Below are 12,686 nucleotides of genomic sequence, written 5' to 3'. Positions count from 1 at the left end.
ATTGGTCAGCCTGACCGATCTTGAGAGTCACCTCTGGGAATCCGCCAACATCCTGCGCGGCCCGGTGGATGCTGCCGATTTCAAGACCTACATCTTCCCGTTGCTGTTTTTCAAGCGCATCTGTGACGTCTGGGATGACGAGTATCAGGAGATCGTTGACGAGACGGGCGACGAGGCCCTGGCCTGGTTCCCTGAGTCTCACCGATTCCAGATCCCCGAAGACTGCCATTGGAACGACGTTCGTACCAAGGCCAGCAACGTCGGCGCGGCTCTGCAGAGGGCGATGCGCGAGATCGAGAAAGCCAATCCGGACACGCTCTATGGCGTGTTCGGAGACGCACAGTGGTCCAACAAGGATCGGCTGTCAGATGCGCTGTTGAAGGACCTGATCGAGCACTTCTCCAAGCTGCCGCTGGGCAACCACAACGTCAATTCGGACCTGCTCGGCGACGCCTACGAGTACCTGATCAAGAAGTTCGCCGATGCCACCAACAAGAAAGCTGGCGAGTTTTACACCCCGCGTAGCGTGGTGCGATTGATGATCGACATGCTCGACCCCAGGGAGAGCGAGACCATCTACGACCCGGCTTGCGGTACCGGAGGCATGTTGCTGGCTGCAGTGCAGCACGTCAAGGAAACCCATGGCGACGTGAAACGCCTGTGGGGCAAGCTCTTCGGCCAGGAGAAAAACCTGACCACGTCGGCCATCGCTCGCATGAACTTGTTCCTGCACGGCATTGAGGACTTTCAAGTCGTGCGCGGTGACACGCTGCGCAACCCGGCATTCTTTGACGGCGATCGTCTTGCCAACTTCGATTGCGTGATCGCCAATCCACCGTTCTCATTGGAGAAGTGGGGCGAGGAGCAATGGATCAACGACCCGTTCGGGCGTAACTTTGCCGGTCTGCCTCCTTCGTCCAGCGGCGACTTCGCCTGGGTGCAGCACATGGTCAAGTCCATGGCCGCTGGCTCTGGGCGCATGGCCGTGGTGCTGCCGCAAGGCGCTTTATTCCGTAAGGGCGCCGAAGGCGAGATTCGCAAGAAGCTGCTGGAGCTGGACCTGGTCGAGGCCGTCATCGGCCTGGCTCCAAATCTGTTCTACGGCACCGGCCTGGCTGCCTGCATCCTGGTGCTGCGTCAGCGCAAGTCCAAGGCCAACAAGAAGAAGGTGCTGATAGCAGACGCTTCGCGATTGTTCCGCCGCGGCCGTGCGCAGAACTATCTGGAGCTGGAGCATGCTGCTGAGGTGCTGGGCTGGTACCGCGGCTATGCGGATGTGCCGCATGCCGCGCGCGTCGTGAGCCTTGATGAGATCAAGTGCGAGGACTGGACCCTGAACATTTCGCGCTATGTCTTGCCCCCGCTTCAAGACGACATCCCTCCGTTGCCTGAAGCAATAGCTGCATTCAAGGCTGCGCTCTCGCGATGCCGAGAGGCAGAGGACGCTTTAGCCAAGGTGATGGCCGACGGAGGTTGGTTGAAATGAAGCAAGCAAAGCTGCATTGCCCAGCCTGCGGAAAGCAAAACGGCGTGAGCATCCTGTATGGCTTTCCGTCTCCCGAAGCGATGAGCATGGCTGAACGAGGCGAGATCGCGCTCGGCGGATGCTGCATTCCCTGGGAGCCCATGGAGAACCGTTGCCTGGCGTGCGAGCACGAGTGGGGTAAGGCCGATATCGGTGAGGACGATTAATGAGCAGTAAACGCATCACCCAACAAGAACTCGAAACCTACCTCTGGGGCGCCGCCGTCTTGCTGCGCGGCCTCATTGATGCGGGCGACTACAAGCAGTTCATCTTTCCGCTGCTGTTCTACAAGCGAGTGTCTGATGTTTGGGAAGAAGAGTACCAGGCGGCTCTGGCCAATTCCAGCGGCGACCTGTCCTACGCCCAGTTCGCCGAGAACCACCGCTTCCAGATCCCCGCGGGTGCGCATTGGAATGACGTGCGTCAGGCCGCCAAGAACGTTGGAGCCACTATTCAGAAGGCGATGCGCGCCATCGAGTCGGCCAACCCCGATCTGCTGGACGGCATCTTCGGCGATGCCACATGGACCAACCGTGAGCGCCTGCCGGACGAAACGCTGAAGAACCTGATCGAGCACTTCTCCACCCAGACGCTATCGGTGACCAACGTGCCCGAGGACGAACTCGGCAACGCCTACGAGTACCTGATCAAGAAGTTCGCAGACGACTCCGGCCACACGGCGGCCGAGTTCTATACCAACCGTACCGTTGTGCACCTGATGACGCAGTTGATGGCCCCGCAGGCCGGTGAGTCGATCTACGACCCCACCTGTGGCACCGGCGGCATGCTGATCTCGGCGCTGGACGAGGTGAAGCGTTCCGGCGGCGAGTACCGCACGCTCAAGCTCTACGGGCAGGAGCGCAACTTGATCACCTCATCCATCGCCCGCATGAACCTGTTCCTGCACGGCGTGGAGGACTTCGACATCAGCCGGGGCGACACATTAGCCGACCCCAGACACATCGAAGGGGACCGCCTGCGGCAGTTCGACGTAATCCTGGCCAACCCGCCGTACTCCATCAAGCAGTGGAACCGCGAGGCCTGGAGCAGTGACAAGTGGGGTCGCAACTCCCTGGGCACGCCGCCGCAAGGCCGCGCCGACTATGCGTTCCAGCAGCACATCCTGACCAGCCTCAGCGCCAAGGGGCGCTGCGCCGTGCTCTGGCCCCACGGCGTGTTGTTCCGAAACGAAGAACAGACCATGCGCGCCAAGATGATCGAACAAGACTGGGTGGAGGCCGTCATCGGATTGGGGCCCAACCTGTTCTACAACTCCCCGATGGAGTCCTGCATCGTCATCTGCAACCGTAAGAAGACGGCTGCACGCAAGGGCAAGGTGATCTTCATCGATGCGGTGAACGATGTCACCCGCGAGCGAGCGCAGAGTTTCCTCACGCCCGCGCACCAGCAGCGCATCCTGGCGGCCTTCAAGACGTTTGCCGATGTGCCCGGTTTCGCCAAGGTCGCCACGCTGGCCGAGATTGGCGCCAGCGGGACCAACCTGTCGATCCCTCTGTACGTGAAGCGCATTGCAGCAGCCATCGCAACCGACAGCAATGGCGACGCGGTATCGCTGCACTCCGCCTGGGCGCAATGGCAGAACGACGGCCGTGCCTTCTGGCAACAGATGGACGCGCTCGTCGCAACGCTGGATGGGCTGATTGCTGAGGACATCGAACGTGTCTGACAAAAAGAATTTGAAGCCGGGCTGGAAGGTCTGGCCCTTCGACCAGATGGCGATAAACGTCAATGTTCGCATCGACAACCCATCTGAGTCTGGGATGAAGCACTACGTTGGCCTGGAACATCTGGATTCCGACTCGCTGAGGATTCGTCGCTGGGGAACGCCAGACGATGTGGAAGCCACCAAGCTGATGTTCAAGAAGGGCGACATCATCTTCGGCCGCCGTCGCGCTTACCAGCGCAAGCTCGGTGTTGCAGCGTTCGATGGCATTTGCTCGGCCCATGCAATGGTGCTGCGGGCCAAGCCTGACATCGTGCTGCCCGAGTTTCTACCGTTCTTCATGCAGAGCGATATGTTCATGAACCGAGCGGTCGAGATCTCGGTTGGCTCGCTGTCGCCCACGATCAACTGGAAGACGATGGCTGTTCAGGAGTTCGCGCTGCCGCCGATCTCGCAACAAATAGAGCTTGTCGAAGTCTTGAGTGCGGTGGAGAAGGCGATTGAGGCACAAACAAGCGCAGCGGAGATTGGTCGAGCAACAAGGTCTGCTCTTGTAGAAGATGTCTTGGCGGCGAACTTCGACCCGAAAGTTGCGAAACCGTTGGGCACATACCTGACAGATTTGAGTTACGGCTCGTCGTCGCGTTCAGCCTACGAGGAAAACGGATATCCAATCCTTCGGATACCGAATGTCCTGAGAGGGCGCGTTGACTATTCGGATATCCAGCACATTGAACTCAATGACACGGAGTACGAGCGCTTGGCTCTCCAAAAAGGCGACGTCCTACTTGTAAGAACCAACGGAAATCCCCAATACGTCGGGCGTTCGGTGGTCATCGACCGCCTCCACGAAAAGACCGTGTATGCCAGCTACCTGATTCGAATCCGCTGTGACGAAAGTACGTTGCGCCCTGCATTCCTTGCTGAGTACCTCAACGCGCCATCAACAAGGCAGCGACTTCGAGGGGAAGTGAAGTCCAGTGCAGGCAACTACAACATCAATATTGCCGGGATTAAGAAACAACCAATCTGCACACCCAACGATGTTGATCAGGATAGCTTGCTGCTGCAATTGAAGGATCTTGATGACGCCATCGAGATACTGGAGTCGAGGGTTGTGGCGAGTAAATCAATTAAGAAGCAGTTGCTCGCTGAAATGTGGGAGGCATGATGTTTACCGAATCCAACACCGTCGAAGCCTACGTCCGCGACCTGCTCGCCGGACCCATAAAGGCTGTCCCGGCCAATACAGCTCAAGAACCGCAAGCCAGCTACGATCCCAGCCCCAAAGGCATCGGCTGGCGCTATGCGGCGCCGGCTGAAGTACCACGCCAGATTCAGGAAGTGCTGGTCGAGCCCTGGTTGCGCGATGCGCTGATCCGCCTGAACCCTGAGGTTGCTGCTCAGCCCGACCGCGCCGATGAGGTGCTCTACAAGCTGCGCGCCATCGTGCTGTCGGTGCGCTCGGATGGCCTGATACGCGCGAACGAGGAGATGACCGCCTGGATGCGCGGCGAGCGCTCGATGCCCTTTGGTCGGAACAACGAGCATGTGCCGGTGCGGCTGATCGAGCTGGATGACCTTTCGCAGAACCAGTACATCGTCACCCAACAGTTCACGTACCGCGCCGGACCCACCGAGCGCCGTGCCGATCTGGTGCTGCTGGTCAACGGTCTGCCGTTGGTGCTGATCGAGGCCAAGACGACCACCCGGAGGAGCGTCAGCTGGGTCGACGGTGCGGTGCAGGTGCACGACGATTACGAAAAATTTGTGCCCGAACTGTTCGTCTGCAACGTGTTCTCGGTGGCCACTGAGGGCAAGGCCTACCACTACGGGTCGATCGGCCTGCCGGTCAAGGACTGGGGACCCTGGCATCTGGACGGTGGCGACGCGCAGCACCACCCGCTGAAGTCCCTCAAGCTCTCGGCCGAGAGCATGCTGCGACCGCACGTGGTGCTGGACATACTCGGAAGCTTCACCCTGTTCGCCACGGACAAGAAGAAGCGCCGTATCAAGATCATCTGCCGCTACCAGCAATACGAGGCGGCGAACAAGATCGTCGAGCGCGTGCTGGCGGGCTATCCAAAGAAGGGCCTGATCTGGCACTTCCAGGGCTCGGGCAAATCGCTGCTGATGGTGTTCGCTGCGCAGAAGCTGCGCATGCATGCTGACCTGAAGAACCCGACAGTGCTGATTGTGGTGGACCGGATCGATCTCGACAGCCAGATCACCGGCACCTTCACCGGGGCGGACATTCCGAACCTGGAGAAGGCCGACAGCCGCGACAAGTTGCAGCAACTGCTGGCGCAGGATGCGCGCAAGATCATCATTACGACGATCTTCAAGTTCGGCGAGACACCCAACGGAAAATCGGGCAGTCTGAACGACCGCGGCAACATCATCGCGCTGGTGGATGAGGCCCACCGTACCCAGGAAGGTGACCTGGGCCGCAAGATGCGCGAGGCCCTTCCGAATGCGTTTCTGTTCGGTCTGACGGGCACACCAATCAATCGCTCCGACCGCAACACCTTCTACGCCTTTGGGGCCGACGAGGATGACAAGGGTTACTTGAGCCGTTACGGCTTTGAGGAATCGATCCGCGACGGTGCCACGCTGAAGCTGCACTTCGAGCCGCGCCTGATCAACCTGCACATCGACAAAGCTGCGCTTGATGCCGCCTACAAGGATCTGACCGGCGGACTCTCGGATCTAGACAAGGACAACCTAGCCAAGACTGCCGCCAAGATGGCGGTGCTGGTGAAGACACCTGAGCGCATCCAACGCATATGTACGGACATCGTAGAACACTTCCAGACCAAGGTGGAGCCCAACGGCTTCAAGGGCCAGATCGTCACCTTCGATCGCGAGTCCTGTCTGCTGTTCAAGGCCGAGTTGGACAAGCTGCTGCCGCCCGAGGCCACGGACATCGTCATGTCGGTGCAGGCGTCCGACAAGAAGGAGCATCCGGAGTACGCGGTCTATGACCGTTCGCGCGATGAGGAGGAGCGCCTGCTCGACCGCTTCCGCGATCCTGCCGACCCGCTGCAACTGATCATCGTCACTGCCAAGCTGCTGACGGGCTTTGACGCGCCGATCCTGCAGGCGATGTACCTGGACAAGCCGCTTCGCGACCACACGCTGCTGCAGGCCATCTGCCGAGTGAATCGCACCTACTCGGAGCAGAAGACGCACGGCTTGATCGTGGATTACCTCGGCATCTTTGATGACGTGGCGGCAGCGCTGGAGTTCGACGACAAGAGCGTCAAGCAGGTGGTCAGCAACATCCAGGAGCTGAAGGACAAGCTGCCCGAGGCCATGCAGAAGTGCCTGGCTTTCTTTGCTGGCTGTGATCGCAACTTGCAAGGCTATGAAGGCCTGATCGCCGCGCAGCAGTGTCTGCCAAACAACGAGGTGCGTGATAGCTTTGGCGCCGAGTTCAGCGTACTCAACAAGATCTGGGAAGCACTGTCGCCAGACCCGGTGCTAGGCCCCTTCGAGAAGGATTACAAGTGGCTGTCCCAGGTGTATCAGTCGGTCCAGCCAACAAGCGGCCACGGCAAGCTGATCTGGCATTCGCTTGGCGCGAAGACGATCGAGCTGATTCATCAGAACGTGCATGTAGATGCCGTGCGCGATGACCTCGACACCTTGGTGCTTGATGCCGACTTGTTGGAAGCGGTGCTCTCGAACCCTGACCCAAAGAAGGCCAAGGAGATCGAGATCAAGCTGAATCGCCGCCTGCGCAAGCACGCTGGTAACCCGAAGTTCAAGCAACTCTCTGAGCGCCTTGATGCATTGAAGGACCGCTTTGAAGCCGGTCAGATCAACAGCGTGGAGTTTCTGAAGCAACTGCTAGAAATCGCCAAAGAGACCTTGCAGGCCGAGAAGGATGCACCGCCTGAAGAGGACGAGAACCGCGGCAAAGCGGCGCTTACAGAACTGTTCAACGAGGTCAAGACGGCTGAGACGCCAATCATGGTTGAGCGCGTGGTGGCTGACATCGATGAGATCGTTCGCATGGTGCGTTTCCCTGGCTGGCAGACCACGCTGGCCGGCGAGCGCGAGGTCAAGAAGGCGCTGCGCAAGGCGCTCTTCAAGTACCGGCTTCATGCGGATGAAGAGCTGTTCGAGAAGGCGTACGGATACATCAAACAGTACTACTGATGCTCTGCTGTGGCCGCGCTGCCATCGAGCGAGCTGTGATTCATAAGGGAGAGAAGAATGACGGAAAAAACGAGCGTGGCAAGCCCGGTCTGCTGGTTTGTGGGAGCGAGCTTCGGTGGTACCAACGACCAGACGCCGCGTTTTCTTGCCGAAGGTGTGTGGGAAGTGGATAGCCCGACTGAGAAGGAGTCGGCACACGTCAATTCGATGAAGCCTGGAGAGCGTATAGCGATCAAGGCCGCGTATGTGCGGAAGCATGACTTGCCTTTTGACAATCGAGGCCAATCGGTCGCGGTGATGGCCATCAAGGCTACCGGTGTCGTACTCTCAAACGAGCGCAATGGTCACAGCGTTAAGGTGAAGTGGAGCCCCGTCAGCCCACCTCGGGAATGGTACTTCTACACCTACCAAAGGACCATGTGGCGGGTTGAAGCAGGCGAGTGGAGTAGCGACGCACTGATCGCTTTTGCCTTTGAGAATCAGCCGCAAGACTTGGAGCGCTTTTGCAATGCGCCGTACTGGCGGGAGCGCTTCGGGACGGGAGCACCGGACCAACGCCGTTTCGGCTGGACGCGGTTTTTTGAAGCTGTTGCTGACAAGCTCTTGGTCTTTCGCAGCATGCGTGCGGAATTGATCGCGGGCTTGCAAGAAATCGGCACGCGCAACGACGTGCTGGACTATCTGGCGGTTGACAAGCGTACCGATGGAACTAAAGGATGGGTGCGCGACATTTGTCCGTTTACTGTGATGGGCAGCTTCAACCGTGGCATCACGGATTCGAACCGGAAGAAGCTCGCCGCTGAATTGGCCAAGTTCCTTGACGTTGATGAGGCTGTCCCTTCGTCGTTCGAAGGGATTCCGCTGCTGCACAACATGAAGTCCTGGTACTTCCCCTTTGAGGAGGAGCGGCAGTCTGACCACATCGACTCTCTCTGGGAGGTTTTTGCAGCTGGACTGGCGTATGCAGGTTCTGATGAAGCCTCCCTTCGGGTCCGTTTTTCCGAAGCCTTTGACCGAGCCAACGGTAGGCCAAATGTGGGCTGGAATCTGACCATCGGCTTGTACTGGATTCGGCCGTGGTCGTTCTTGAGCCTGGACGGGAACTCGCAGGCGTACCTGAGCAACAAGCTCGGACTCCGTCTGGGCAAGAGCGGTCCTAAGGGCAGATGTGCTGCGGCAGACTATCTCGCCGCGATGGATGCGCTTGAACCTCGGTTCAAAGAGGTTGACTACCCGGTGCACTCATACCCGGAAATGTCACTGGAAGCTTGGACGTATCAGGACCCTGTGGCAACAATCGGCGAGAGCGTTTCAATCGATGAGCTAATCGTTGCGGAGGTAGATGACAGCGCGTCCGACACGGTGAGACCTATGGCCTCGCTGGAACCCTTTTCGGTCAGCGACATCCTCAAGGATGGCTGTTTCTTGGAGCGTGATGAGCTTGAGCGCATGCTTGAGCGCTGGCGCGAGAAGAAGAACTTGATCCTTCAAGGCCCACCCGGAACCGGGAAGACCTGGCTAGCCAAGCGGCTGGCCTATGCCTTGATGACTCAGAAGGATGAAGCCAGGATCAGGGCAGTGCAGTTCCATCCGAACTTGTCATACGAGGATTTCGTGCGTGGTTGGCGACCTGCAGGCGATGGCAAGCTGTCCTTGGTCGATGGCGTGTTCATGGAGGCGATCAATGCGGCAAAGGCGAAGCCGAACCTCAAATTTGTTGTGGTGATCGAGGAAATCAATCGCGGCAACCCAGCGCAGATCTTTGGTGAGCTGCTTACGCTTCTTGAGGCAGGCAAGCGTACACCGAGTGAGGCGTTGGAGCTTTGCTATGCGGATGCAGATGGTCGGCGTCGAGCCGTGCACATTCCGGAGAACCTCTACGTCATCGGCACCATGAACATTGCCGATCGCTCGTTGGCATTGGTCGATCTGGCCTTGAGGCGGCGCTTTGCTTTCATCGGTTTGGAGCCGCGACTTGGTCCGGTCTGGCGCGACTGGGTTGTGAAGACTCGCGGGCTGGATACGTCAGTGGCTCAGGATATTGAGCAGCGGGTCAACGAACTCAATGAGGCGATTGCATCAGATGCGCGGCTCGGCAAGCAGTTCCGAGTGGGGCACAGCTACGTGACTCCTGCCCATGCGCTGGAGGCGGGATCTGCTCGGCGCTGGTTCGAGCAGGTTGTTGAAACCGAGATCGGCCCCTTGCTGGAAGAGTATTGGTTCGATGCACCAGACGAGGCTCGCAAGGCGTGCGAACGCCTCTTGAAGGGCTGGTGAAGTTGGTTGGCAGCGATCAAAGAGTCGTGGCAGTGACGGAGCCTGCCGCGGGCTATGTAGGCCGGATCCCCGTCCGCAACCTTTGGCTGCTGATGCTCTATGCGTCTGACCTTTTCAAGGTGCATGGGCATGGCCTGTTCGATCTGGAGGCTATGCCAGATGCGGTGCCTGATCTGATTGCTGAGATCCTTGCACTCGCGGTTGAGCAGAGGCTGCATCGTCAACTGAGCACGGGGTATACAGCCAGGGACGCTGTTTTGAGTCGCGTGCGAGGACGCATTGATGTGCTGAAGACGGAGCGGCATCAACTGCTGCAGCGTGGCGTGATCGCATGCAGGTTTGAAGAGTTGACTGTGGACACGCCTCGGAATCGTCTGGTCCTTGGCGCTCTGGAACGTATTGCTGCTTTGCTGAAGAGCGCCGGTCTGGCCCATCGCTGCAGAGCCCTGGCCGGCGCGATGAAACGTATGGGTGTGTCCGGTGTCACGCCTGCACGCAGTACGTTCAGTACCCAACGCTTTGGCCGACACGATGCCGAAGATCGCGTAATGGTGGCTGCGGCAAAGTTGGCGTTTGATTTGGCGCTGCCGTGCGAATCGGCCGGGGCAACCGCAGCCTTTCGCTCGGATAGAGATGAGGTCTGGGTACGTCGGCTCTTCGAACATGCCGTGGCCGGCTATTACCAGTTCGCCTTGCGCGACAAAGGCTGGCGCGTCAGCCCCGGGCGTCCATTGGGGTGGGCCTTGACTCGAAAGTCAGCGGGCATCGACAAGATCTTCCCCTCGATGCGGACAGACGTCGTGTTGGAGCATGCGGCGACGTCTAGGCGAATCGTGATTGATACGAAATTTAACGCGATCGTGACCGAGGGGTGGTACCGCATGGAGAGCTTGCGCAGTGGCTACATCTATCAGCTGTACGCCTATCTGCGGACTCAGGCTGGGCTGGGCGATCCCGTCGCTGACCGTGCAGAGGGGATGCTGCTACATCCCTCTGTCGGTGTACAGATCGATGAGGCTGTAGAGATTCAAGGCCACGCGATGCGCTTTGTGACGGTAGATCTTTCGGGGCCGAGTATTGAGCTTGGGCGCCAGCTGATTGGGCTGTGTGAGCCGTTTAGGTTTGCTGGCCCGGAGGGCCAGAGCTAGGGACCTTGGGGTTAGTGTCCTGTCGTTTTGTTTGCCGAGAGCAGGTGAAACGAGGAGCGGCATCCCAGATGTCAGCTGGCACACTAAGGCGGTTTCAAATGGTTACATACGGGGAGTAATCGGCGTGAGCGGAGCATTGGATAAGGTCGCCTTAGCGCTGGCGGCAGAGCCACAGGTCGTAGCTGCCGCAGTTGCATTGCTACTCATCGCGACTTTCGGCTACTTGGTCTGGTTTCGCCGGCACATGGCGAACGCATACCGGGCTCTTGAGTCGTTCAAGAAGTTGATCGATGAAGGCCCCAAGGATTGGCCACATGTGCAGCAGCGACTGCGTGAGCAAAGCAGCTCGCACCGCGGTTTGCTGTCGGCATGGCAGCAAACCGAAGAGCGTGTAGTCCTGCTACCGGGCAAGAGCGCGTCTGCTCCATTTTTCTTCGGCGCGCCGAGGGATCTTTGGGCTCCGCAGCGCCTGGTCGGACCACATCTGAATCTGCATCTGGCGGAGGCCGTCCCCAATCTGCTGGTGGGGGCAGGGTTGCTGCTTACCTTTTTCTTTTTGAGTCTTGCCTTGTTGGAGGCAACCTCTGCATTAGTAGCCCAGAACCAAGGCCAGACAGATCTGCTGGCTGCAACGCGCAATTTGTTGGCGGCAGCAGGCGGAAAGTTCCTGACCTCGTTGGCAGGCTTGCTTGCATCGATCATCTGGACCGTTCTATCCAGAAGGCGCATGACAGCGTTGGCCCGTGCGGGCGACGAAGTAGTCGATGCACTGCTGCGCGTTGTTCCTGCCAATGGTGCGGAGGCTTCGGTTCGCCGGCAATTGGAGTTGACGCAGGCGGAGCTCGAATCGGCCAGGAATCGGGAAGAGATAGTCGAAGCACAGCAGGCAATCAGTGAGGAGCTGCTGAACGAAGCGCGTGAACAAAGCGGCAGCCTGAAGCGATTTGAGACCGATTTGGCGGTGACGATCGGCAAAGCCGTGACCGATGCCTTTTCCCCTCAGATGCAGGCGATGACTGAGCGCCTGGTGGGTGCGATCGAGGGCTTGAGCAACCGCCTTGGTTCCATGAATGAACAAGCCTTGGAACGGATGCTGCAAGAGTTCAGCAGTTCTCTGAAGGCCTCGTCAGCAGAAGAGATGGAATCATTTCGGGGGTCCCTTGGTGCTCTGGCCGGGCGCCTGGATGAGGCGGCTGAAGCAATTGAGGCACGAGGAAAGGGCGCTGCTGACGCTTTGGGAACAGCTGGCGAGGATATCGCTGCACGTCTGGGCGGCCTAAACCAAGCACTTGAGGACAATGCCAAGAACCTGAGCGATGCCGCGCATAGCCTGAAGGTTGCCGTCAATGACTTTGATGTGACCCTGGTGCAAGTGACCGACGCGGGCGGAAAGGGCTTGAACGCTTTCAAGACCACGCTGAGTGAAGCTAACACGACCATCGAGCGCATGGGCGAGGCTGCAGACGAGTGGCAGCATGCCGTTTCGACGTTGGATAAGGCAGCGGGGGCGTTGACTGAAGGCATTGATGCCGCCGAGGAATTTTCGCGTGCGCAGCGGGTGGTGGTCGACGCGGTCAGGCAAGCCACACCGCAGGCCATGGATGCCGTGACGCGTGTAACCAAAGTGCTAGAGAGCACGAACGAAGCCGTGGTCAAGGCAACCGATGAGGCACGCAAGAATCTGGATGCCACCAGTGCCGCGTTGGGCGACACCGTGGCCCGCATCACTGAGGGCATTGGCGAGTATTCGCGCCAAGTGACGGAGGTGCATCGCATGATGGACAACAACTTCGCCAAGGCCACAGGCAGCTTTGACAAGGCAGTCACTGGATTGGAGGAGGCAATCGAGGAACTCAGCGAGACTCTCGGCACGCGAGCGGCGGCCTGA

At 59.0% G+C, this 12,686-nt stretch carries 8 protein-coding genes; all 8 read left to right on the top strand.

All coding sequences use genetic code 11. From position 1 onward, the window contains the following. Position 1 precedes the first annotated feature (1 nt). The 8 genes from DES47_RS04040 to DES47_RS04005 all read left to right on the top strand — a co-directional run bounded on the left by DES47_RS04040 (position 2) and on the right by DES47_RS04005 (position 12,686). A complete protein-coding gene (locus tag DES47_RS04040) occupies positions 2-1,486 on the top strand; it encodes a type I restriction-modification system subunit M (protein ID WP_243748146.1) in 1,485 nt (494 codons plus the stop codon). Continuing rightward, the gene (locus DES47_RS04035) at positions 1,483-1,692 is read left to right on the top strand and encodes a hypothetical protein (protein WP_133699346.1); all 210 of its coding nucleotides are present in this window, start codon (positions 1,483-1,485) and stop codon (positions 1,690-1,692) included. The genes DES47_RS04040 and DES47_RS04035 overlap by 4 nt, the downstream gene beginning before the upstream one ends. Beyond that, on the top strand, positions 1,692-3,212 hold the full coding sequence (locus DES47_RS04030; protein WP_133699345.1) for a type I restriction-modification system subunit M: 1,521 nt from the start codon (positions 1,692-1,694) through the stop codon (positions 3,210-3,212). Before DES47_RS04035 ends, DES47_RS04030 begins: the two co-directional genes overlap by 1 nt. Further along, positions 3,205-4,380: a restriction endonuclease subunit S gene (locus DES47_RS04025; protein WP_208114896.1), complete on the top strand. Its 1,176-nt coding sequence runs from the start codon at positions 3,205-3,207 to the stop codon at positions 4,378-4,380. The genes DES47_RS04030 and DES47_RS04025 overlap by 8 nt, the downstream gene beginning before the upstream one ends. After that, a complete protein-coding gene (locus DES47_RS04020) occupies positions 4,377-7,373 on the top strand; it encodes a type I restriction endonuclease subunit R (RefSeq protein WP_243748144.1) in 2,997 nt (998 codons plus the stop codon). Before DES47_RS04025 ends, DES47_RS04020 begins: the two co-directional genes overlap by 4 nt. Before the next feature lie 57 nt (positions 7,374-7,430). Then, positions 7,431-9,650, top strand: coding sequence for an AAA family ATPase (locus tag DES47_RS04015; protein WP_133699344.1), 2,220 nt, complete (start codon positions 7,431-7,433; stop codon positions 9,648-9,650). 32 nt (positions 9,651-9,682) lie between these two features. Further along, on the top strand, positions 9,683-10,798 hold the full coding sequence (gene mcrC / locus DES47_RS04010; protein WP_243748143.1) for a 5-methylcytosine-specific restriction endonuclease system specificity protein McrC: 1,116 nt from the start codon (positions 9,683-9,685) through the stop codon (positions 10,796-10,798). 124 nt (positions 10,799-10,922) lie between these two features. Next, the gene (locus tag DES47_RS04005) at positions 10,923-12,686 is read left to right on the top strand and encodes a hypothetical protein (RefSeq protein WP_133699343.1); all 1,764 of its coding nucleotides are present in this window, start codon (positions 10,923-10,925) and stop codon (positions 12,684-12,686) included.

The organism is Roseateles toxinivorans (genome assembly GCF_004362525.1).
Lineage (GTDB): Bacteria > Pseudomonadota > Gammaproteobacteria > Burkholderiales > Burkholderiaceae_C > Paucibacter > Paucibacter toxinivorans.
Note: the sequence above shows the minus strand (reverse complement) of the source record. Positions and strands in the feature narration are given on the sequence as shown.